General features: G+C 46.9%; 25 protein-coding genes. 3 read left to right on the top strand and 22 right to left on the bottom strand.

Features of this window, described 5'->3' with window-relative positions; all coding sequences use genetic code 11:
• Nucleotides 1-155: 155 nt before the first annotated feature.
• The 4 genes from AYY16_RS03960 to AYY16_RS03945 all read right to left on the bottom strand — a co-directional run bounded on the left by AYY16_RS03960 (nucleotide 156) and on the right by AYY16_RS03945 (nucleotide 3,761).
• Entirely contained in the window at nucleotides 156-644 is a 489-nt protein-coding gene (locus AYY16_RS03960) for a RidA family protein (protein WP_067362358.1), read from the bottom strand.
• A 37-nt stretch (nucleotides 645-681) separates the two neighbouring features.
• Nucleotides 682-2,106 carry an NAD(P)/FAD-dependent oxidoreductase gene (locus AYY16_RS03955; RefSeq protein ID WP_067362354.1) on the bottom strand — a complete coding sequence of 475 codons (1,425 nt, stop codon included), beginning with the start codon at nucleotides 2,104-2,106 and terminating at the stop codon, nucleotides 682-684.
• A 375-nt stretch (nucleotides 2,107-2,481) separates the two neighbouring features.
• Nucleotides 2,482-2,946 (bottom strand): YaiI/YqxD family protein, encoded by a 465-nt coding sequence (locus tag AYY16_RS03950; RefSeq protein WP_067362351.1) that lies wholly within the window; start codon nucleotides 2,944-2,946, stop codon nucleotides 2,482-2,484.
• Between the two features lie 71 nt (nucleotides 2,947-3,017).
• Nucleotides 3,018-3,761 carry a DUF4184 family protein gene (locus AYY16_RS03945; protein ID WP_067362348.1) on the bottom strand — a complete coding sequence of 248 codons (744 nt, stop codon included), beginning with the start codon at nucleotides 3,759-3,761 and terminating at the stop codon, nucleotides 3,018-3,020.
• A gap of 215 nt (nucleotides 3,762-3,976) precedes the next feature.
• On the opposite strand from AYY16_RS03945, the gene AYY16_RS03940 reads away from it, so the two are divergent.
• On the top strand, nucleotides 3,977-5,584 hold the full coding sequence (locus AYY16_RS03940; protein WP_067362344.1) for an ABC-F family ATPase: 1,608 nt from the start codon (nucleotides 3,977-3,979) through the stop codon (nucleotides 5,582-5,584).
• Between the two features lie 152 nt (nucleotides 5,585-5,736).
• Here the strand turns inward: AYY16_RS03940 and AYY16_RS20150 are convergent, their stop codons facing one another.
• The 12 genes from AYY16_RS20150 to AYY16_RS03885 all read right to left on the bottom strand — a co-directional run bounded on the left by AYY16_RS20150 (nucleotide 5,737) and on the right by AYY16_RS03885 (nucleotide 16,118).
• Nucleotides 5,737-6,489, bottom strand: a complete 753-nt coding sequence (locus tag AYY16_RS20150; RefSeq protein WP_067362340.1) for a hypothetical protein — start codon at nucleotides 6,487-6,489, stop codon at nucleotides 5,737-5,739.
• Nucleotides 6,490-6,526: 37 nt separating this feature from the next.
• Complete coding sequence (locus AYY16_RS20145) at nucleotides 6,527-7,015, bottom strand: hypothetical protein (RefSeq protein WP_067362337.1); 489 nt, start codon at nucleotides 7,013-7,015, stop codon at nucleotides 6,527-6,529.
• Between the two features lie 3 nt (nucleotides 7,016-7,018).
• Entirely contained in the window at nucleotides 7,019-7,624 is a 606-nt protein-coding gene (locus AYY16_RS03925) for an outer membrane lipoprotein-sorting protein (protein WP_235846205.1), read from the bottom strand.
• On the bottom strand, nucleotides 7,611-7,811 hold the full coding sequence (locus AYY16_RS20825; protein ID WP_235846204.1) for a hypothetical protein: 201 nt from the start codon (nucleotides 7,809-7,811) through the stop codon (nucleotides 7,611-7,613). Before AYY16_RS20825 ends, AYY16_RS03925 begins: the two co-directional genes overlap by 14 nt.
• Nucleotides 7,812-7,912: 101 nt before the next feature.
• A complete protein-coding gene (locus tag AYY16_RS03920) occupies nucleotides 7,913-9,298 on the bottom strand; it encodes an ABC transporter permease (protein ID WP_067362334.1) in 1,386 nt (461 codons plus the stop codon).
• On the bottom strand, nucleotides 9,285-9,986 hold the full coding sequence (locus AYY16_RS03915; protein WP_067362332.1) for an ABC transporter ATP-binding protein: 702 nt from the start codon (nucleotides 9,984-9,986) through the stop codon (nucleotides 9,285-9,287). The genes AYY16_RS03920 and AYY16_RS03915 overlap by 14 nt, the downstream gene beginning before the upstream one ends.
• A 558-nt stretch (nucleotides 9,987-10,544) precedes the next feature.
• Nucleotides 10,545-10,790, bottom strand: a complete 246-nt coding sequence (locus tag AYY16_RS20420; protein WP_156664973.1) for a DUF4279 domain-containing protein — start codon at nucleotides 10,788-10,790, stop codon at nucleotides 10,545-10,547.
• Entirely contained in the window at nucleotides 10,762-10,950 is a 189-nt protein-coding gene (locus AYY16_RS21370) for a DUF4279 domain-containing protein (protein ID WP_156664950.1), read from the bottom strand. The genes AYY16_RS20420 and AYY16_RS21370 overlap by 29 nt, the downstream gene beginning before the upstream one ends.
• Nucleotides 10,951-10,961: 11 nt before the next feature.
• Entirely contained in the window at nucleotides 10,962-12,629 is a 1,668-nt protein-coding gene (locus tag AYY16_RS20130; RefSeq protein ID WP_150384698.1) for a polymorphic toxin type 33 domain-containing protein, read from the bottom strand.
• Complete coding sequence (locus AYY16_RS03895; RefSeq protein WP_067362327.1) at nucleotides 12,626-13,432, bottom strand: DUF4123 domain-containing protein; 807 nt, start codon at nucleotides 13,430-13,432, stop codon at nucleotides 12,626-12,628. Before AYY16_RS03895 ends, AYY16_RS20130 begins: the two co-directional genes overlap by 4 nt.
• A gap of 1 nt (nucleotide 13,433) precedes the next feature.
• A complete protein-coding gene (locus tag AYY16_RS03890; RefSeq protein ID WP_067364647.1) occupies nucleotides 13,434-15,389 on the bottom strand; it encodes a type VI secretion system Vgr family protein in 1,956 nt (651 codons plus the stop codon).
• Between the two features lie 210 nt (nucleotides 15,390-15,599).
• Nucleotides 15,600-16,118: an Hcp family type VI secretion system effector gene (locus AYY16_RS03885; RefSeq protein WP_067364644.1), complete on the bottom strand. Its 519-nt coding sequence runs from the start codon at nucleotides 16,116-16,118 to the stop codon at nucleotides 15,600-15,602.
• Nucleotides 16,119-16,929: 811 nt separating this feature from the next.
• Here AYY16_RS03885 and AYY16_RS03880 point away from each other — a divergent pair.
• Nucleotides 16,930-17,385 (top strand): Lrp/AsnC family transcriptional regulator, encoded by a 456-nt coding sequence (locus tag AYY16_RS03880; protein ID WP_067362324.1) that lies wholly within the window; start codon nucleotides 16,930-16,932, stop codon nucleotides 17,383-17,385.
• Nucleotides 17,386-17,453: 68 nt separating this feature from the next.
• On the opposite strand, the gene AYY16_RS03875 is transcribed toward AYY16_RS03880, so the two are convergent.
• Entirely contained in the window at nucleotides 17,454-17,774 is a 321-nt protein-coding gene (locus AYY16_RS03875) for a DMT family transporter (protein ID WP_067362320.1), read from the bottom strand.
• Between the two features lie 261 nt (nucleotides 17,775-18,035).
• On the opposite strand from AYY16_RS03875, the gene AYY16_RS03870 reads away from it, so the two are divergent.
• The gene (locus tag AYY16_RS03870) at nucleotides 18,036-18,632 is read left to right on the top strand and encodes a TetR/AcrR family transcriptional regulator (RefSeq protein WP_067362317.1); all 597 of its coding nucleotides are present in this window, start codon (nucleotides 18,036-18,038) and stop codon (nucleotides 18,630-18,632) included.
• Here AYY16_RS03870 and AYY16_RS03865 read toward each other — a convergent pair.
• The 5 genes from AYY16_RS03865 to AYY16_RS03850 all read right to left on the bottom strand — a co-directional run bounded on the left by AYY16_RS03865 (nucleotide 18,619) and on the right by AYY16_RS03850 (nucleotide 21,352).
• Nucleotides 18,619-19,110 (bottom strand): P-loop nucleotide/nucleoside kinase family protein, encoded by a 492-nt coding sequence (locus tag AYY16_RS03865; protein WP_067362314.1) that lies wholly within the window; start codon nucleotides 19,108-19,110, stop codon nucleotides 18,619-18,621. The two genes, AYY16_RS03870 and AYY16_RS03865, sit on opposite strands and share 14 nt — an antisense overlap.
• 51 nt (nucleotides 19,111-19,161) lie before the next feature.
• Nucleotides 19,162-20,067 (bottom strand): DMT family transporter, encoded by a 906-nt coding sequence (locus AYY16_RS03860; protein ID WP_067364641.1) that lies wholly within the window; start codon nucleotides 20,065-20,067, stop codon nucleotides 19,162-19,164.
• A gap of 122 nt (nucleotides 20,068-20,189) precedes the next feature.
• A complete protein-coding gene (locus AYY16_RS20820; RefSeq protein ID WP_235846203.1) occupies nucleotides 20,190-20,393 on the bottom strand; it encodes a DUF3828 domain-containing protein in 204 nt (67 codons plus the stop codon).
• 124 nt (nucleotides 20,394-20,517) lie between these two features.
• Nucleotides 20,518-20,718, bottom strand: a complete 201-nt coding sequence (locus tag AYY16_RS20815; RefSeq protein ID WP_235846202.1) for a hypothetical protein — start codon at nucleotides 20,716-20,718, stop codon at nucleotides 20,518-20,520.
• A 46-nt stretch (nucleotides 20,719-20,764) separates the two neighbouring features.
• Nucleotides 20,765-21,352 carry an NUDIX domain-containing protein gene (locus tag AYY16_RS03850; protein WP_067362311.1) on the bottom strand — a complete coding sequence of 196 codons (588 nt, stop codon included), beginning with the start codon at nucleotides 21,350-21,352 and terminating at the stop codon, nucleotides 20,765-20,767.
• Between the last annotated feature and the right edge of the window lie 141 nt (nucleotides 21,353-21,493).

Here is a 21,493-nt window from a genome sequence, read left to right as displayed (position 1 = left end):
TTATGACAATTATTTTAGTACGGAAGCGTGGCGGGGATAAGACGGATCTACGCCTTTTGGCCGTAGATCCGGTAGTTATGATGCGGCTATACCCAACGTCATTCAGGATGCAGCCAACGAACCTGCGGTTTGAATGAATAAGGGTATATATCGCCTTACGGGCGTACTGCGGTTACTTCAATTTCCACACGCCATGCCGGGTTGGCTAATTTAGCAACCTGGAAAGTACTGCGTGCCGGTAATGCATTGCCGGAGTCTTTGTCGTTATAAAATTTGGAATAGCCTGCCATAAAGCCTGCGAAATCCATTGTGCCGTTAGTCTCGTCACCGCCGACCAGGAACACCTGCATTTTCACCACATCTTTCATTTCCAGACCTAATTCAGCCAGATGTGCTTTGATTTGTTCCATAACACTGATGGTCTGAGCTTCAGTATTGCCGTAAGACGCCAGAACGCCTTCAGGTGCGTCTTTTGAAATCTTCGCCGGAACTTTTCCGCTGAGGAAAATAATGTTTTTGTTGCCGCTGATTTCCACAGATTCAGAGATAGGCATGCCGTTCAGTTTGTGATGAACAACACCCTCAGCTGCATTTGCCGCACCCCAGACTAACGGAAGAGCTAACAGTAAACTTTTATAACGCATATTGAGCCTCTTTATAATATTGCAGGTAATTAACTAATTAACTGAAACGCGAAAGACTAAACGGTGCCGGATCAATAACCGGTTTTTTGCCGGTAACAATATCCGCTGTAATTTCACCGGATGCCGGACCTTCGGTCATTCCCCAGACGGTCGCTGTATTAATAACCAGCCCCGGATACTCTTTCACTTCAGAAATAATCGGCAGTTCGTCGAACGTTGGTGCAACAATCGCGCCCCAGCGCTCAACCACTTTTGATTGTTCAAATACAGGGAACTCTGCTTTCATGCGGGCGAATACCGCATCCAGATGTTCGCTGTTTTGTGTGGCTGTCGCAATCCGGTAAGTCTCAAAAGGTGATGCTTCATCAAGGTTCCAGGATGTCGCCATTTTAAAGGAGTTAAATAAATCTTCCCCGATGGAGAACTCCAGCGGCAATTCGCCGCCGCCCAGCAGATGCAGGAATTTAGGTCCCAGCAGGAAGCTGTCTTTCACCACGGAGCTGGTGAAAATGCGCGGAGCTACGGCATAAGTACCATCCGCCTGCTCGCGGAAGTGAATACCGCTCGGTAAATGCACATTGCCGCGTGGTGCTCCCGGTACGCCGGAAACCCTTTGCTGTGACAAATACACATTCAGTGTCGGGATATCAATACCCAGATTGCCCATAAACAGACGCGACCAGATCCCCCCGGTCAGTACAACATGAGAGGTTTTGATTGCGCCTTTCTCAGTAACAACATCAGATACTTTACCGCCTGCGGTTTCAATGCCGCGAACCGCACAATGGGTGAAAATTTTGACACCCAGCGTTTTGGCATATTCTGCCAGAACCGGCACACCTGTTTCCGGGTCCACACTGCCGGAATCTTCTTCAAACCCGGCAACTGGCCAGTCTGTTTTTGCACCGGCAAGGCGTTGTTTTAATTCATCACCCTTAATAAAACGGGTATTGAGCGGCGCATCAAAATCAGACGCCCACACTTTGGCGGATTCAACCCACGCCTGTGATTTTTCGAGATCGTCCGCACTTGACGGCACTTCAACACGACCCTGAGTCCGGTAGCTGGTATCCGCACCAATTTTTTCATTCATACCGCGCCACAGCATTTTGCCGTAATGGTGCAGCGGGAAAATTTCTTTTGATGTTTTGTAGCTGATGATCTGGCTGTAAGCCCGGCCGGACTGCTCACCGGCAATATCCCCTTTTTCCAGGACGGTGACGCTCATGCCTCTTTCCGCCAGGTTAATTGCGGTCATTATGCCCATCATGCCGCCGCCGATAATCACCGTATCAGCTTCTTTCGGTAACGCACCTTCTGTACCGGCAACCGCTTTTGCACGGGATGTGGTTTCCACAAATTTACCGTCGCGGCGCACCATCGGAACTAATACTGAAGCACCACCTGCCAATACCCCGGCAGCACCAACCCCTAAAATTAACTTTCTGCGTGAGATTTTCATCTAAAGCCTCATCATTTTATTTAATATTTATATTGTAATTCTCTAATAAAGTAGCACGCTAATTATAACAAAGATCATTATATTGTTAATGAATATGACGTATTGTTAATAATATCGGGACTAAATAGAAGCATTATCAGGTATAACCGATATAAAATATCGAATTTGGCGAGGTATTTAGTTGGATTCAGACCAGATCGTCTGCGGGGATATAACCACAATACAATTATAACCCATTGTTATTGTAGTGTTTAAGGTTAGATAATGAACACAAAGAGGGAATTGTTACATTTATGGTGGTGATAGTAACAAACAAAAACACCGGGCCACATCATGCAGCCCGGAAAACATTAATATATTAATAGTGAGGGGATATCAGGACGCTGCGAGACGTTTTTTACGCTGTAACAACCATTTATCCAGTTCATTGGCAAACTGCTGACGGTCACGCTGATTCATGGTTGCCGGACCGCCGGTCTGAACACCGCTGGCACGCATGGTGTCCATAAAATCACGCATAGTCAGGCGTTCACGGATAGTGGCATTGCTATAGCGTTCGCCACGCGGATTGAGCGCAACACCGCCCTTTTCCAGCACTTCCGCTGCCAGCGGAATATCGGCGGTGATCACCAGTTCATCAGTCTGAACCCGGCGGACAATTTCGTTATCGGCGACATCAAACCCGGCGGGCACCTGTAATGTCCGCAGAAACGGAGATGCCGGTACAACCAGGCGCTGGTTGGCAACAAATGTAATCTCTATTTTTTCGCGATCTGCCGCTCTGTAGAGTATCTCTTTAATTACTTTCGGACAGGCGTCAGCATCGACCCAGATTGCCATGGTATTTCCTCTGAACAGGTATATTGCGCTAAGAATACCGGAATGACGTCAAAACACACAGAATAAAGCCGTCAGACCCGCTTAACTGCATAAAATAGAGCCATCAATATAATAAATCCGAACAAAAACGGCACAGTCAGCGACAATTCATAAAAAACAAAGCGATTCACATGAAAACCGGAAACCGTCTGTGACAGCCACAACGCAACCGGCAATGCACAAAGGGCAGAAAGCACAGCAAGACCCGTCAGCCGGATAAATTTACGGCGGTTTTCCTGTTGCTGCACGGCCTCAAGCCTGCGCTGATACCGGATATACACCAGACAAAGATACCCGGCACCGAGCAGTGAGCCGAAGTGCTGTAACACTTTGTAGACAGCTATCTCCTGCCCGTCAGTCATCCCCTGTAATGCAGACGCCTGCAACAGTGACACCGCTCTGACGACAGTGCCGGTTTCATGGGTAAACGCATCCCAGATAATATGAGTGGCGGCACCAATAAACAGAGAAATCAACAGGATAAAATTTCTGCGCCATGACCCGGTCAGCGGATCGGTTACAGGAACGGGCAGGATTTTTTTCAGCGGATCAGACAAATAATGAAAAACCAGTATAATAAGCAGACAAAGCGGCAGTCCGGTATAAAACCAGCCACTGAAATGGTGCGCATCACCTGCCGCGCGGTATAACCCGAAAGAATACAGTAAATCGGGCGAGAGACTGCCGGTTATCAGAGCGGGAAGATTCAGCCCGCGTCCGAAACGGGAATGTTTCAGCGGAAAAACAACCGCCGGATGAGAAAATGTCCATGGCATAGTGCTATCCTGAATGAAATTGGGTATATACCCGACGGGCTTCTCTTACAGAAACCCCGGGACAACTTCACCAGAGAATCCATTATTTATCAATTTTGTTTTGCATTTTTCCGCTCATGCCCCGCCTTTTTTTTTATACACCGGTGAGTTCGCGTTTAATTTGTGGCATAATGCCCGCCGTTTCCTTTTTCAATTTCAACTAATGAGTATTCGTCTTGTTAATCAGCAATAATATCACGATGCAGTTCGGCGCTAAGCCGCTGTTTGAAAACATCTCTGTAAAATTCGGCGGCGGCAATCGCTACGGCTTGATCGGCGCGAACGGCAGTGGTAAATCCACCTTTATGAAAATTCTCGGCGGCGAACTCACTCCGTCCGGCGGGAATGTCTTCCTCGACCCGAATGAGCGCCTGGGTAAACTGAAGCAGGATCAGTTTGCTTATGAAGAATTCAGCGTGCTTGATACCGTGATCATGGGTCACAGCGAGCTGTGGGAAGTCAAACAGGAACGCGACCGCATCTATAATCTGCCGGAAATGAGCGAAGAAGATGGCATGCGTGTGGCTGATCTGGAAGTACAGTTTGCCGAAATGGATGGCTATACTGTCGAATCCCGCGCCGGTGAATTATTGCTGGGTGTGGGTATTCCGCTGGAGCAACACAGCGGCCCGATGAGCGAAGTCGCTCCGGGCTGGAAACTGCGCGTTTTATTAGCCCAGGCACTGTTTGCTGACCCGGATATTCTGCTGCTCGATGAGCCGACGAATAACCTGGATATCGATACTATCCGCTGGCTTGAGCAGACGCTGAACGCCCGTAACAGTACCATGATCATTATTTCCCATGACCGTCACTTCCTCAATATGGTGTGTACACACATGGCGGATCTGGACTACGGCAGCCTGAATGTGCATCCGGGTAACTATGATGAATACATGTTTGCCGCCACACAGTCCCGTGAGCGTCTGTTAGCGGATAACGCGAAGAAAAAAGCACAAATCAATGAATTGCAGTCATTTGTCAGCCGTTTCAGTGCAAATGCCTCCAAATCACGCCAGGCAACCTCCCGCGCCAAACAGATAGATAAAATTCAGCTGGCAGAAGTAAAAGCTTCCAGCCGCCAGAATCCGTTTATCCGCTTTGATCAGGATAAAAAACTGTTCCGTAATGCGCTGGAAGTGGAAAACCTGACCAAAGGGTATGATAACAACCCGCCACTGTTCAAAAACATCAATATGATGGTTGAAGTGGGCGAAAAAATTGCCGTTCTGGGTATGAATGGTGTCGGTAAAACCACACTGATGAAAATGCTTGTCGGTGAACTGACACCGGATGCAGGTCGCTACAAATGGTCTGAGAATGCGGCTATCGGCTATTATGGTCAGGATCATGGGGCTGATTTTGAAGTCAATATGACAGTTTTCGACTGGATGAGCCTGTGGATGCAGGCTGGTGATGATGAGCAGTCTGTACGCGGTGTGCTCGGGCGTCTGCTGTTCTCCCAGGATGATATCAAAAAACCTGTCCAGGTACTGTCCGGAGGTGAAAAAGGCCGGATGTTATTCGGTAAGCTGATGATGACCAAGCCGAACATTCTGATTATGGATGAGCCGACTAACCACCTCGACATGGAATCCATTGAATCTCTGAATATGGCGCTTGAGTTATATCAGGGAACATTGGTCTTTGTTTCCCATGACCGTGAGTTCGTCAGTTCACTGGCAACCCGCATCATCGAAATCACCCCGGAAAAAGTTGTCGACTTCACCGGGACGTATGATGAATACCTGCGCAGCCAGGGCATTGAATCATCGGCAAGCTGATCAAGCTGATATAGTCTGACCGCTTTTCAATAACAAGACGCCCGATGAACATCATCGGGCGTCTTGTTTTCATTCAGGGGAAATACGGTTTATACCCAACGTCATTCAGGATGCAGCCAACGAACCTGCGGTTTGAATGAATAAGGGTATATTTAAAAATAATAATTAACCGATAGCTGCCAGCGCTGCTCAGGCCTGACATCAAACCCGTCGTTTTCTTTCAGTGCATAGGTTTTCTGCCACTGCACAGCAACATCCGCAGAACCGAAATGTCGGCGTATCTCAGCAAAACCCATGTTTTTATGTTGTTGCAGGTCGCGTTGCAAAATCAGGTTAACATCATAATTATCAATAATATCTTTCTGGTAGACCTGGAATAACACGGATTTGCGTGATGCCATAATATCCGGCATTTTATTGGTCAGATCGGCCGGATTCAGCACGGACGGAGGGATCCGCGATAACTGATCTGCCGCTTTTTTATTATCCGCACTGCCGTTGTAATGCCCTTCCAGGCGCAATGTCAGTTGGTTATCGCTCGTCCAGGTTGTGCCGATTGCGGCACGGTTACGCCACCTGGTTTCCTGCTGATTTTCCGGTAAGGCTTTCTGCCATGCCAGTGGCTGCCGACCACCGGCCCACTCCGTGTACATCAATACGGAACGACTGAGAACCCGTGAGACATTAAGCCCGAACTGCGGCTGGCTGCCGGCCTCGTGATAATAGATAGCCTGAGGATTAAAATTATCCCCGAATTTATAGCTTGCTGATAACAACAGGCGGTCTTCAGGGTTACTGGCGCCCCAGTCAGGACTGAACGCAGCTTTATTCGGTTTATCCCCGAGCTTTGGTGAAATAATGGCGGTTACGGCAGCCTTATCCCAGAACTGCTGAAGCCGGATCATGACATTACCCAGCCGGTTGGTACGCAAACTTTCAGGATCAGCAGAAATAGCTGACCTGACCGTATTCCTGCCAAGAAAATCCGTCGTTATAACCCAGAGCCACACCATAACGCGTATTAATACGCCCGGCATCCACGATAGTCACGGATGACATTTTATAACTGATATAGGCTTCCCTGAGTACATTGACATTCCCGTTATGCCCCAGTGCACCAAAAAAACGGCTATCCGTCCGGTTGGATAAGACAAACCGGACCTTATCAGATCCTGAGGGGAACAGCTGAGTATCCAGGCGCAGATCCAGAGACAGGCGCTGCACATTGCTGCCTGCCTCATTTATCACCGTAGCGGCTTCTGTAAACAAGGATAATGCGCTGTTTTCCGCCTTTTCAAAGACGGTATTATCCGCAAGATCGAGCGCCTGCAATACCGACGTATCCATGCCCTCAGCAGCCACCGCCGGCAATAATGCACTGCCTGCAAGACAGGATACACCGGCAATCAGGTAACTGTGATGCTTCCACATAAATCAGTCATCCCTGATATGTGGTAAAAAATCACGCTGGAACCAGGACTCCGGCACATCACGCCATTCAAATTGCTGATTACGGATAACCGTCACCAACTGCGAATTCATACCATCAATAATTACCGCTTCAGTGGGTCTCTCTCCGCCTAAGACTTCTTCATAGCGCCGGTAAAAAGTGGTTTTCAGAAGACTACCGTTAACGGCATAAAACTCAGCTTTCAGGCTCTTAAAATTGGTTTTATCGACCCACAGCTCCATGGACGGATATGCAGCATCCGGATTCGTTGCAGTTAAATGCAGACGATAACATTCACGATCCTGTTTATATCCATCCTGAATAGTTTCTTCCGCTATAATTGCCGCACTGTAATCTGCCGCCCAGTTTGCCGTCACAACATCACCATTTGATGCCTGACCTAACAACCGCTGCTGTGGTGAGATAGGCACACTGGCTTTGCTGTTAGGATCATACAACCAGAGGTCGCGCCCGCTTTTTAATGTCAGTTTTCCCACATCACGTTGCGGGCTGATAAACCGCAGCAGGCTGTGATACTGTCCGCCGTGAGGATCCGGGCGGGAATAAAGCCGCAGTTCACTTTTTTTCATGCTGAGTGCCATTTTTATAGCTGATTAATGTTGTGACCAGCGTGAATGGTTGCTGCGGATTGCGGACAATGTCGCTTCTCTTCAGAATATCCTGCGCATTTATATCTGCCAGCGCCGGGCGTATTCCTGCAAATAAAAATACAAATGCGAGGCACAACGGGGCGGACCATTTTGTCTGAAATATCATGGTATATTACGTCCTGTGATCTGATTAATTTTTTTTATACCCTTATTCATTCAAACTGCGGATTCGTTGGCTGCATCCTGAATGACGTTGGGTATATTGCATTATGTATATCGTAATGCCTGAACAATAGAGACAACCGCGGCTCTTCTTGATGGCCACCAGGAAGAAAATACGGCGGCAACCATCAGCGTTCCGATAACACCGGCAACCATCAGCGGTTCACCCCATACTTTTATCCGGATAGGAATCGGGGCAATAACACCCGGGGGCTGCCAGGTCAGACCGGAGAGATTGATAATATAAGCAATGATAAGAGCGGAAATAACCCCGGTGACAGAACCTATAATCCCCAGAAGAATACCTTCATTAAGAAACATGCTCTGAATATCCCGCTGTTTTAATCCGATAGCCCTCAGCGTACCAATTTCAACTGTCCGCTCCAGAACGGCCATACTCATCGTATTACCGACAGTAAATAACGTAATACAGAGAATAATCACCAGCAGGAAATTGAATAACTTTCCGAACATGGCCAGAATTTGATTATACAGTGGTTGCAACTGCATAAAATCCAGCACTGCCAGCGGTTCATCAGCCGATATTTCAGTCAGCAACTGCTGTAAGCGCGTTCTGGCTTCATCCATTTGGTCATAATGATTAAGTTGCAGAACAATCGCGGTGACACCCGGTTCACCCTGTCCGAATAAAAGCTGCTGTGCCTGTTTCAGGTGAATATTCACATAGCTGTCATCCAGCTCACGAGCCGCCTGCGGCTGGTGACCGGTAACGTTAATTCTGACAATATTGGGGGCGCCGTTAGCAGACGCTGCCAGCAATTCGATATATTTTCCCGCCCCGGTTTTGCGTTGACCACGGGTATCCTGAACCAACTCAGCGAGATCATCAGGCAGCGCATCCGCAGTGGTATCAGTCCGGCGGGTACCGGTAATATGGCTATTTTCCGGCTCGTCTAATTTCAGCAGCCGACTCAGGCCATTCCCGGTTAATCCGGCATCACTAATTGATTTATCCAGTGCATTGCGCGCACGAATATCTTTACCCAACTGGTATTCGTCCCACTGAGATAATTTCTGCTGACTGACTGCATCGGTGCCATAAATTAATACCGGCCGGGATGTACCGGCAGAATAGTTACCCGCAATTCCGTTCATCAGAAGAACAGGCGCGCTGACATTAATCATCGGGCTTAATACGGGGTCTGTGGAAATGGCATCAATAATAGCCTGGTAGCGGCGGATACTGTATTCCTGAGGATTCGCAATACCCTGAAGAAAATAATCTTTATGCTGAATCTGAAGATGACCGATATCACGGATAAAGGTGGTCCTCAGACTGTATTCAATAGAATGATTATATCCACCAAATAGCAGAATACTGACCGCACCGATAATAATCGCACATAATGTAGAACAGGTACGCCGTCTGTTCCGGAGAAGATTGCGCAGAGCAAGTTTAGTTGTTTGCATCAGTCATATCCCGGATTTGATGGGTAACCATACCGTCATTAATTAAATAAATATCATCTGCTGCTGAAAGTACCAGCGGATCATGCGACGAAAAAACAACCGATGTTTTATATTCGGTCTGCAGCTCTCTCAAAAGCTGTAAAATTGATTTACTCGTTTTACTGTCGAGGTTAGCAGTCGGTTCATCAGCCAGGACTAATACGGGTTTATGGATCAGTGCGCGGGCAATTGCAACGCGTTGCCGCTGTCCCCCTGAAAGCTGATTAGGGAGAGAGTTTATTTTATTTTCAAGACCGACATTTTCTAACATTGCCATCACTGCCAGCCTGCGTTTTGCCGGAGGACACCCCTGCAGGATTAGTGGAATCTCAATATTTTCATAGGCCGTCAAGACCGGAATTAAATTGAAATTCTGAAAAATAAACCCTAAATGCTGTTCTCTGAATGTACTGCGCTGGTTATCATTCATTTTATTCATTGCATGACCGGCAATCGTAATATGTCCGTCATCCGGAGTATCTAGTCCACCGATTAAATTAAGTAATGTCGTTTTTCCGCTGCCGGATTTTCCGGACAATACAGTAAAACACTGCGAAGTAATATTAAGGCTAATATCTCTTAATGCTGTCTCACGGATTTTTCCGAGAAAATAGCTTTTATGAACATTCTCCATTTCTACTGCATACATCTGAAAATATCCCTGTGGTGTTCATTTTTAATATATTTTCACGGAAGATACCTCATTTGAATTTTATGAAATACTAGAACCATCTTATTATTTCATTAACTTATTATTAAGTAACAGTGCTTTTTTCGGAAGAAGATGATGTTGGTTATGTTCATACAATATATTAAAATAGATATAATGATTTTCACGAATAACTTCATAAAACTGAAAGTAAAATGACTGAAAATAAGATGATACAAATGCCGATGATGTAAAATATCTTAAAAAACAATCGGTAAATAAAAAATCAGCAATTCGGGCTGATAGTGTTGTCCATTTTTCTTTATCTGAAACAGTCCTGATTAGCGTTTTCCGGTTGTAATCCTGCATCCGGAACCAGACCATTTCTTTACCGGTGTCAACAGGACATCTGTTTTGTCAATATCTCCGCCGGTATGCCAGCCCCGTCCGCCGAATTCATCAGGATCTGTGGAGGATGTCAGTTCAACATCATTATTATTGGCATTACATAAAAAATATACAATGTAGCTAAAGATAAATTTAACACATAGTCAATATCTAGCTATATATATAAATATCAACTGAACTTTCAGCACCAATTGACCCCAGAAAGTAATTTGTTTCTGGCGTCCAGTAAATTGCTGGTTTTTCTCCATTTTCCACTTCAATCAAAAGAGATAGCATAAATGAAATATTATATTTTTTCTTTATTTCGTTAAGAATGATGACCTTATCATTTAAAATTGATATTATTTTTCTTGTTTGTTCTTTTACATCATAAGATTCTTCTTTCCTTGTATATATTGACCAGTTTGTTTCTGTACTTGGTCTTTTTTCTTGTTCCGTTAATAGTACCTTTTAAATTTACTTCCATCGGTGAAATCCCGAGTAACTCAGTTATTTCATCAGGATTAAAATCATCACCATAAATTGAAAATTCTGCTTTTACTGTTGTTTTATTCATAAAAACACTCTTTATTTATTAATGAACTCACCGGTTGGAATACCTTCACCTTTACCACCTTTCCTGAATATCCATAACTGACCACTATCCTTATCTGCATAAATATCGTAATGCTTAATTTCAGCCTTAGAGCCAAGAAAATCTTTCTTTATTTGATGAGCATCTATGTTATTGTTCTTTAAGAATTTATCGTTAACTACTTTTATACTGGGCGGTTTTTCTTCTCCATTATCCCCAACCATCTCACTCAAATACACATAAATCGCCGGAACATCGGCTATCGGTGTGATCAGGATATAGTCATTAAATCCCTGCTCATCCGGTGCCGGGCTGGTCAGAATCACCGGTCCGTTATTATGTACCTGAAATCCGCCGGAGCTGTCCGTTTTTCCGGGAAGGTACGGATTGTGATTACCGGTATCTGCCGGGACATCTATTTTGTCAACTTCTCCGCCGGTATGCCAGCCCCGTCCGCCGAATTCGTCCGGATGTGTGGAGGATGTCAGCTCAACGAATTTATTATCTGTATCTACACCCAGATAGATAATATTTCCGTCATCCAACGCAAATTTATAAATAGTCGCCAGTGATTGCGGGGTTGGCAGACCGTCCGAACGGTAAGCCCGGCTGCTCATCCGGATTTCATCCGCTTCAGATTCCGGCGCCTTAACACCCATACGCACCCGGACCTGATCGTTACTGCCTTTTGTGGCGTAAGACACCACGTCCTGTTCGCCGGTTGCCGTATTTTCCTGATATTTAATCCGGACACGGGTTGTTGCCGTACCATTATTTTTAGCTTTTTCAGCCAGATCGTCATAGGTCAGTGAGTCACTGGCGTACTCTTTCGCAATAAACATCCCGACAGGCAATACGGTGTTAAGTAAGGTGAGTATAAATTTGCGCTGCGACTGCGCGGACATTTCGCTGCGGGGGGAATTTTCCTGTTGGAAAAAATCATCATCATTCTGCCGGGTCTTCTGAAGACCGGGATACGGCTGCCCGGCGGCACCGCCGGATAACGTGTTTCCCATTAACTGAAGCATGTAATGGATCGGAAATCCGGCCTCAGCAACCGGTTGATCCGGTAGTAATGGCTGAGTCTGATATTGACCGAAATTATCCAGTCTTTCCGTCTCAGTCCCGGCATCCGTATTTCCGGCTCCCCGCTGTACTGACTTAGCATAGACTTTTTCAGTGATCCGCCGGATGGCAATCACCCGCCGGTGACTATATGGCCAGATAAGGAAATAACCTTCATGCCGGTTTCGGTAATCACTGAGGCGGGATATCTGAGGTGGAGACATATCATAAATACGTTCAGGTAATTCATTACTGAACGTACCGGCGACATTATCCTCATTGAGAATATGCCCCTGTGTCCGGCACCAGCTTTTCAGCGAGTCTTCCGGATACGGCAAAGGGCGTCCGGGATTATCAGCTGTTAATTTATCCGCCAGGCTCTGAGCATCGGCTGTCAGCATCAGTGGACGGGCAGACAGCCCTTCTGCCCGGAAAAGCCCCTGTTCATCGGTTACACCGGATACCGATTTATCCGTTCCCCGTTCTTTCAGCGTAAACGGCAGATTATCAAGAGGCTGACCGACATCATCCGTTAACTGAATTTCCAGCCAGTAACGGTAATTATCACAATCAATACAATCCCTTATTTCACTCACATCATCCCTCCGTCAGTTGACGGCATCCATCCCTTATGTTTTGCATGGCGGAGAAAATCCTCATAAGTGAGAAAATTAATATCGGTCATAAGTGATAACTGCTGCCGAAACCAAATATCCAGACGATGCATTAACTCACCTTCCGGGGTATCCAGTATAAGGGCTTCTTCCGGCTGGTTTTCCCACAGCTCACAGGCGATATTATCCGCATAAAATATCAGTGCCTGTGTCGATTGTTGCCATGCCCTGATCAGATGTGGTTTTACCTCAAACGGCAGATGTTGTATTTCCGGTGCAGGTAAGTCGCAATGAGTGGCAAGTGAGTGAAATGCTTTCAGCTCTGGTGTGGTAACTAATACCCGCGCTACCGGTGTCATCAGTATCCGCCAGTCCTCTTTATTCATTGCCGGAAATAAAATACCCGCGACCCGGCTGTCAGCGAGGCGAAGAATAACGGTATTTCCTTTCAGGGTAACTAACTGACGGCGACGCCAGTGATCGAGATTTTCCTGTAATGACTGACTGCTGCGGTATGCCCAGCCCCATGACGGATCACTGAAAACACCGCTGTCCATTAATCTTCCGAGTGCCGGATATGATGATTGTTTCAACAGGATAAGCCAGGGGCTTTGCTCTGTGATATGTGCCAGTGGGGTGCTGTCATAAATTCGGAATGCATCCTCAATCCAGTCATTTGCATACAGTATTTCAACCGGATTCGGTTTTGCTTGTGTATTCACCATCAGATATATAGGTGCAGGATCGGTTTCTGTCAGCCATTGTGTCGTGTTCAGTCCGGCCATTTTATTCTCCTGATTTTATAATCCAGCTTCCTGCTGTCTGAGCCGCAACCGCACAATATTTTTTCACCGGATACGGTGCTTTGGCAGGCAAAACACCTTCCGGCGACATCAGTGTTACCGGGGCGCCGGTGCCCGGACCGCTGTCACCGATATTCAGGTTTCCGGAGGTAAAAATCGCTCCCGGTGTGATGCGGATAAAGCTATCACCGACTTTCAGGGTGATTTCCGTTCCCGCCTCAATAATGATTTTTCCATCACTGAGGTGGTGGGTTTGCTGCCCGCTTTCGGTGACCAGATTTTTATCCACCCTGGTGTGCTGTTCACCTTTGATATGCAGCGAAACATCACCGGTTGTCTGATGTTTCTGTGAGCCTTTGATTATGACGTGCTCATCACCCGCCAGTTCCGTGTGACTGTTGTTATCAATTCTCTGTTTCAGATCGTGCTGTATATGCCAGGTGACATCATGTTCAACATGCACATTCATATTTTTCTGTGCATGCAGATAAATTTCTTCTTCCCCGGCTAAATCGTCAAAATGCAGCTCGTTAAAGCCGTCACCTTTATGAGTTTGTGTACGAAACGTAGTGCGGGTTTTCTCTTTTGGTAAATCCAGTGGCGGGCGATTTCGCCCGTTGTAGGTACAGCCGGTAATAACCGGTTTATCGATATCGCCGTTCAGATAAGAAATAATGACTTCCTGACCAATACGCGGGATCGACATAAACCCATATCCCCCGCCATTCCAGCCCATTGCCACCCGAACCCAGCAGGAGGCGCTGTGATTGGGCTGACCGCAGCGATCCCAGTGAAAATACACTTTTACCGCCCCCTGCTCATTGGTGTAAATTTCCTCGCCCTCCGGCCCGACAACCGTTGCCAGCTCGTCACCGTCCGCCTGAGGGCGGAAGCGAAACGGCGGACGCCATTCCTGAGTTCCCGGGATAAACCGGACGGTGTTGGAAAACTGCGTACCGTCCCCGCCGCCGTTATCCGCCAGCGGCTGCACCCCGCGATGGCTGACGCTGATCACCTGCCATGACTGATTCATCGCCGCCGACGGGTGATTATTCAGCGTGAATATTTTACCGGGTCTGAGGGAAAAACAGTTGGTATTGGCGGCTCCGGTCTGCCGTTGGTTTTGAGATTGCTCGTAGCGCAGCTGAGTAAAGGGTTTGCCGGTCTCGTCATCGCGGCAACGACCGTAACTTTCGTACACAGCGTGCTGTTTATGCACCTTACCCGTGACCTGATGCTGAAACGGGTAGGACGGACGGTCCGGGTTGTAATCTTTCTGGATAAACACATCACTGCACAGTGTTTGTGTGTAACGCCAGGAGGATGCGGTGCTGTCACGGGTATCTGTGTCTGCCTGCGGGTTATAGATCAGATGAATACCGGCGGTCATGCCAAGGTGATTATCGCTGTAAAAGAGTTTCGGCCCCTCTTCAAACCAGAAATTAATCCCCTCTTCATACGCCAGGCGACACCAAAATTCATAAGCAGATTCGCGTTTTTGCGTGATGTAATCCCGCTTCTGATGCAGTTCATCCTGATAGAATTTTTTATCACATTTGACATGCGCTTCATTCAGCAGTGTCGCCAGAATGTCCGGCACAGACTGTTTCTGAAAAATCCGGCTGTCCTGATTCAGGCTCATCACCCACATTTCCGGGCGGATAATAAAATGATACCAGGTTTTGTTACCGTCCGTATTTCCCTGCTCCGCCGACGCCAGCAGCCCCTGTACGGTACGGACTTTTACGCCGTCACGGATCACCGTCAGTGATGCCGCCGAGCCGAGATGATCATCAAAAGGAATGGAGGGCAGCAAACTGACGGCACTGACTGACAGGGTAAACAGGGAGGAGAGTGCTTCGCTGAGGGTGAATTCAGTGACCTGAAAGGTCTGCTCCGGTAACCGCCCGATTTTACAGGTAAATACCAGACCGGACAACGAACCGCCGGGCAGCAGTGAACCGGCAGTTTTTGATACTGTCGCGTCTCCTGCTTGTTGCATCACATTATTATTCAGCACGGCAGCAGCCCCCGCCGTCTTTTTTTTTCGGTCTTCAGCAAACATACCAGCTCCGGAACCTGTTGGCGTCAGTGCAATAATGCAGAAACACCACACATCCGGGATGAATGTATGGTGTGAATGAAATAATTACGCTTCGACCGGCGCACGCCAGTCATCAGCCCCGGAGGTACCGGAAACTGTGTGCTCCCAGTCGATTTTACGGTAAGAGAGAGACACCTCAATCAACTGAGTGAAATCCGTATTGGACGGTTCCTGACAGTGCGGCATTTTGCAGTCGATATTGACGATGGTCGCATCTTCCAGAGACGTGGTGAAGAAATGCTCCTGCTTGCCTTCGACTGAGGTGCGGTACCATTTCAGTTGTATTTTCGGCAGCATTTCACCGGACGCCAAGGCGTTATACAGCAGCGGAACCGCTTTATTCAGTGCTACGGTGAATTTGAACGGACGGTGTGCACGCTGGCCTGATGGCTGACCGGATTGCGGGTCCGTCGGGACAGTCACAACATGGTCAAACTGCTGCACCAGCATTTCATCTTCGTGACCCTGCACATAAATGTTACCGACAGATTCAGCAGTAAAGGCACCGGCAGTGATATTGCCCTGTGTTTTGCCGTTAATGGAGATATAGCACGGAGTTGGCATGATAAATTCCTTATAAAGTAAAAATAACAATGAGTTATCTGACGTTGCATCGTCATCAGCCAGTGCGCATGGTGATAGCGCCAAAATCATAAGATTAGCTTAACAATATGTAAAGTATTCTCCGGCGCGGATGAAACCCGAATGGACACAGAATAAATGACTTATATTGAGTTTTGCAGAAAAGGTGAGATCTAATACTTAACAGAGAGAGATAGGCGGGGATATCAGAACAATTAACCGGAACTATAATTTTAAATATTGTTTCATTAATTTAAGGTGCCATTTGATTGTTTAAAATCAATTGGATACACAAAATAAGGCTATTCACATGAAAATAAACGATTCAACAAAATGCTTCAGTTAACAATCACATGAACAATAACGAAAAAATACAGCTATCAATAAATAAAATTGAATCATCAGGTTTCTGAATCTGATAAATAAATCCCAAAGGCATAAAAACAGAATATAGTGTTGATGTCACTGAAAGGTGGTTATCTTTAAAATTTTTAATCATTATATTTCAATAGGTAACAAATCCACTTACCATCGTTTATATTTTATAATAACCACCAGCGCAACCGGTCATTTTCAGAATAAGAAAAACCCCGTTTCAGAGCCATGAAACGGGGTTTTTTATTTAGTCAGACCCGGCGGGGGCTTATTGCCGGGTCATTCTGACACTTTTTAAAATCCGTTTCCGTATACCTGTGTCCTTCACCGGAAACTGATAGGAAGAATATCGTTAATCGGATAGAATGTGCTTGCTAATCAGCCCCTGATTTACCTTATTTTTGGAAGAAAATTGCCAATGGACAGCTTTGACAGGAAGATCCTTTCTGAATTACAACTCGATGGACGATTAACTGTCACTGAACTGGCAGATCGCGTCGGTCTGAGTCTTTCCCCCTGCCACCGCAGACTGAAAGCACTGGAGCAATCCGGGGCAATTTGTGATTACCGCGCACAGCTTGACCCACGGGTACTGGGACTGAATTTTTCAGCCCTGGTTTTTGTGACCATGAAAGACGGCAATCAGGAAAGCATGCGCAAATTTGAAGAAGCGGTTGTTGATGTTCCGTATATCATTGAAGCAAAACGGCTGTTTGGTGACCCGGACTATATGCTGACGATTGTGGTGAAAGATATTGATGCATTCCAGCGGCTTTATGACAGCAAGCTCTCCGCTATGCCGGGAGTCCAGCGCCTGACGTCCACACTGGTGATGAAGAATGTTATTCAGTTACGGGAACTGCCGTTACTGTAAGCACAAAAAAGCCGGCAACATTTGCCGGCAGTCAACACAGAACTATTTACAAACTCAGACAGGCATTATTACGCCGGGCTGGATAGTTTCATCAGTACCAGGCCGGACACAATCAGCACCCCGGCAAGTATCCGCATCATATTTGCCGGTTCGCCCAGAATTGTGATCCCAACAATAAAGGCGCCAATCGCCCCGATACCGGTCCAGATGGTATATGCGGTGCCCAGCGGTAATACACGCATTGCAGCGGCAAGCAGCCCGAAACTGATCAGCATCGCGATGATGGTTATCACTGACGGACCTAGTTTTGTAAAGCCTTCAGACTGCTTCATGGTAAATGCCCAGACGACTTCAAACAGACCGGCAGTAATTAATAAAATCCACGGCATGGTACTTCCTCACTAAATTATACCCTTGTTCATTCAAATTTCAGGTTCGTTGGCCGCACTCTGAATGACGTTGGGTATATATTGATTAATAACAGATGAATATTGTAAGTTACCTTTAGTATAGTTATATGTTACCTTTGGTAACTTGTAAAGCGTTTTCAGAACTTTTTTTACTGCCTGATTTGCCCTGCGAGTCTGTGATACACTTTCCGGGTTCCTGTTTTTAAATTTTTTTTATACAACAACAACAAGGAGACGGACTTGTCCGGACGTTTACAGCGCGATGAGCGCCAGATCCAACTGCTGAATGTCGCCAACTCCATCATTCTGGAAAAAGGAACCGATGCGCTGACATTGATCACGCTGGCAGAGAGAGCCGGTGTCACCAAACCGGTGACTTATAAGCATTTCGGCAACCGGAAATCCCTGCTGCATGCACTGTTTAAATACAGTGATGATGCCCTTACCGCCCGGATGAATGCGCAGATGGACCAGCCGATTTCTGATCTGAAAGATGCGGTAACCGTATGTATTACCACTTATTTTGAATGTATGGCGGATGACGGGGAAGCCTTTAACGCCACTGTGGCGGCACTGAAAGCGTATCCGGAATTTTCAGATATCGGATTAGACGTGCAGGATTTTTTCTGTCAGATCCTTCAACGTTCGCTGCAAACATACCTGCCGGAAAATTTCCGGATTCCGGAATGGACGGCTATCATGATTTTCGGGGCGACCGAGTCTTTATGCATCATGATGATCAAAGACCCGGCACTGAAGCCTAAAGTTATCAGTGAAGCTGTCTGGCTGGTCAAAACCTTACTTGCCGATCAACTTAGCCGATTCAGCGGTAACTGACCACCAGCCCCTCTTCTTCTGCCGGATAGCTGAAATGTGCGGTGATCAGGTCAAATTGTTCTGCTGAAGTGATAAACGGATTTTCACCTGTCAGGTTGCGCACCGCCAGCCGTCGTTTGCATTCGTCATCGTCTGCACTCAGCACATGACAGCAATATTGACACCCCGCCTGCTCTGCCAGCCCTTTCAGCCACCTGCGCTGTGAAGGTGTATTCGCCGGAAAATCCAGTACCAGTGTATTCCCCGCACGCAAAAGATCGGTCAGGTGCGGTGCGAGAACAGACTTCAGTAATCCGCTTTTCTCAATATAATCGGCAAGTTGGGTTATTGCCCCGGGATACAGTGCCGCCAGCCAGCTATCTTCTGTCACAAGAACGGCACTTTCTTCGCGGACTAACTGTTTTGCCAGCGTGGATTTTCCCGATGCCATTTTGCCGCAGAAAAAATGAAGCTGCCCCCGGGGTTGTGTATCTGACATATCTGCTCCTTGCCGCCTTCCTGCATCTTGAATGACGTTTTGTATAAGTATTTATGCTGATTTTTTGGGTAATTTAATGCTTATCACAGCCAGTGCCAGCACAATCATGATAATTCCTGTCGCCTCTGTCCGTCCCGGTTCCTCACCCAATAACCACCAGGAAAACAGAACACCACACACCGGCACGGCTAATGTACTCAGGCTGGCGATACCGGCAGGCAATTTCCGCAGAACAAATAACCATAAGCTCCAGGCAACAGCGGTCGCCAGTATTGCACTGTAACTCAGTGCCCAGAACACATAAGGCTGCCAGTCAATTTCCCGCTGCGGAACCAGTAAAGCCACAATTGTCATAACAACGGCGGCATAGACCATCTGCCAGGTAGTCAGAGAGAGCAAATCCACTTGCGGATAGCGACGGTATAATTTTTTCGCCACAATAGCGCTCGCCCCCCAGCTTATCCCGGAGGAAATCGCCAGAAAGGCACTTTTCATTGATGAAAAATCAAGGGACCAGGGCTGGATGACACACACAAGCCCGGCGGCAGCCACTGCAATAGCCGCATATTGCAGGCGGCGCATCCGCTCGCCCAGAAAAACTGCCGCCATAATGACTACCCAGAACGGCATGGTATAACTGAGGATCGCCACTTTTCCGGCACCGCCGCTGACCAGCGCCCACTGCGCCAGCCCGACCATGCCGCAGGTTTGCAGCACAGCAATTCCCAGCGTGTAACTAAACGGAGTAAACCGGATTTTGCGCCCTGTCACACGCGAACGGATATAGAGCACCAGCAGCAGCATAATGGCGCTGAATACACAGCGCATCGCCGTAAAATCAAACGCATCAACGTAGCGCGTGACCTGTTTCATGGCGATCCAACTGTAACTCCAGATCAGTGTTAAAATAACCAGCCCGCTAATGGCGATGGCATTGTCTTTCTCTCGTAAAGCCATAATATTCTGCAAACCACTGCACGATGATGGAATGCCATATACCGCGTGCGGTTCCTCTCCTGATTTTACCATAACTAAAATAATATGCCGGATATCAGCGAACTATCCCGTTTTCCGGAAAATTACTGTGCTATCAACGCCACATTATTAATTTTCCAGTGTCCGTTTTCATTAATGACGGTCACCCGCAGCGGCAATAATTCATCCGGTGGATTACCGAGTGTTACCAGCACCGTTGCCATTTCATCTGTTTGTGATTCGGTATGCGCATCGCGGTAATTTACCCAGGAATCATAAATATCTTGTGATTTGGTGTAATAATTCACATCATTTTCAACCCAGTTATCGCCCCACAGGCAGGCTGAGTGATTCTCTGTGGTTTTACAGGGCCGTGGTATATCACACAGTGCCTGGTCGGTATCATCACTGTCATAATTACAACTAATTGAATCACTGATATTTTTTTTGTAACGTCAGTGTAACATACTGTTTTACACTCTGATCATACCCACCGGATGATGAATCCTGTAAATTCAGGCGGTAAAAATCCAGTACCACACTGACGGGCGATTCTGTCGGTAATAGTGTGGCACCGGCAGATAAGGGCAAAAGCAGACCTGGGATAAGAAATAGATATTTAACTGTTTTCATTACTGTTTTCATGATTATTCTGCTTCGCATTGCACCAACCTGTACATCATGCCATTCTCCCGGATAATGCCAGATGTTGCAGCAGCATAATGGTTTTTCCGTCATTAATGTCACCGCTGCGGATAGCGGCAAGGGCATCATCAAACTTCATTTCCAGTACTTCGACATCTTCCCCCTCTTCTTTCAGCCCGCCGCCCTTATTCAGACGGTTATTGTCCTGATATTCCGCCATAAAGAAATAGAGTTTTTCTGTCACTGATCCCGGACTCATAAAAGCTTCAAAGACTTTTTCCACCTCGGTGATATGAAACCCGGTTTCTTCTTCAGCTTCCGCTTTAATACGCGATACCGGGTCTTTTTCCTCCAGCAGACCGGCGGCGGCCTCAATCAAAAAACCGTCGTGCCCGTTAATGAACACGGGAAACCGGAACTGACGTATCAGTATCACACTGTTTTTACTGCGGTTATAGAGCAAAATAACCGCGCCGTTACCCCGGTCATACGCTTCCCGCTCCTGACGTTGCCAGGTGCCGTCACTGCGCAGATAATCAAAAACATATTTTCTGAGGATATACCAGTTATCGGAAAGAGTTATGGTATCAATAATACGGACACGATCGTGCGGAGAAGTCATTAGCCACCTGATTATCAGACAAGAAAGACGGATGCGCTGAACACTCTAATCTCTTTATTATTGCCGCGCAATTGCTAAACCGGACAGGATAGTTTGCGGTAGTCATAACTCAAACGATATAATAATCAGCAGACAATTACT

It is taken from the genome of Morganella psychrotolerans, assembly GCF_001676155.1.
GTDB lineage: Bacteria > Pseudomonadota > Gammaproteobacteria > Enterobacterales > Enterobacteriaceae > Morganella > Morganella psychrotolerans.
The sequence above is the reverse complement of the archived record's forward strand: the minus strand, read 5'-3'. Positions and strand labels throughout refer to the sequence as shown.

Excerpts from the sequence above, each read along its gene's own strand:
- AYY16_RS03915 (WP_067362332.1), bottom strand. The coding sequence starts at position 9,986 with ATGTATGCAGTAGAAATGGAGAATGTTCATAAAAGCTATTTTCTCGGA.
- AYY16_RS03925 (WP_235846205.1), bottom strand. The coding sequence starts at position 7,624 with ATGAAAAAAAGTGAACTGCGGCTTTATTCCCGCCCGGATCCTCACGGC.
- AYY16_RS03955 (WP_067362354.1), bottom strand. The coding sequence starts at position 2,106 with ATGAAAATCTCACGCAGAAAGTTAATTTTAGGGGTTGGTGCTGCCGGG.
- AYY16_RS03850 (WP_067362311.1), bottom strand. The coding sequence starts at position 21,352 with ATGACTTCTCCGCACGATCGTGTCCGTATTATTGATACCATAACTCTT.
- AYY16_RS03875 (WP_067362320.1), bottom strand. The coding sequence starts at position 17,774 with ATGCCGTGGATTTTATTAATTACTGCCGGTCTGTTTGAAGTCGTCTGG.
- AYY16_RS03860 (WP_067364641.1), bottom strand. The coding sequence starts at position 20,067 with ATGGCTTTACGAGAGAAAGACAATGCCATCGCCATTAGCGGGCTGGTT.
- AYY16_RS20150 (WP_067362340.1), bottom strand. The coding sequence starts at position 6,489 with ATGATCCGGCTTCAGCAGTTCTGGGATAAGGCTGCCGTAACCGCCATT.
- AYY16_RS03945 (WP_067362348.1), bottom strand. The coding sequence starts at position 3,761 with ATGCCATGGACATTTTCTCATCCGGCGGTTGTTTTTCCGCTGAAACAT.
- AYY16_RS03885 (WP_067364644.1), bottom strand. The coding sequence starts at position 16,118 with ATGCCAACTCCGTGCTATATCTCCATTAACGGCAAAACACAGGGCAAT.
- AYY16_RS20815 (WP_235846202.1), bottom strand. The coding sequence starts at position 20,718 with ATGAAAACAGTTAAATATCTATTTCTTATCCCAGGTCTGCTTTTGCCC.
- AYY16_RS21370 (WP_156664950.1), bottom strand. The coding sequence starts at position 10,950 with ATGAATAAAACAACAGTAAAAGCAGAATTTTCAATTTATGGTGATGAT.
- AYY16_RS03895 (WP_067362327.1), bottom strand. The coding sequence starts at position 13,432 with ATGGCCGGACTGAACACGACACAATGGCTGACAGAAACCGATCCTGCA.
- AYY16_RS03920 (WP_067362334.1), bottom strand. The coding sequence starts at position 9,298 with ATGCAAACAACTAAACTTGCTCTGCGCAATCTTCTCCGGAACAGACGG.
- AYY16_RS03880 (WP_067362324.1), top strand. The coding sequence starts at position 16,930 with ATGGACAGCTTTGACAGGAAGATCCTTTCTGAATTACAACTCGATGGA.
- AYY16_RS03950 (WP_067362351.1), bottom strand. The coding sequence starts at position 2,946 with ATGGCAATCTGGGTCGATGCTGACGCCTGTCCGAAAGTAATTAAAGAG.
- AYY16_RS20145 (WP_067362337.1), bottom strand. The coding sequence starts at position 7,015 with ATGTGGAAGCATCACAGTTACCTGATTGCCGGTGTATCCTGTCTTGCA.
- AYY16_RS03960 (WP_067362358.1), bottom strand. The coding sequence starts at position 644 with ATGCGTTATAAAAGTTTACTGTTAGCTCTTCCGTTAGTCTGGGGTGCG.
- AYY16_RS20825 (WP_235846204.1), bottom strand. The coding sequence starts at position 7,811 with ATGATATTTCAGACAAAATGGTCCGCCCCGTTGTGCCTCGCATTTGTA.
- AYY16_RS03865 (WP_067362314.1), bottom strand. The coding sequence starts at position 19,110 with ATGTCAGATACACAACCCCGGGGGCAGCTTCATTTTTTCTGCGGCAAA.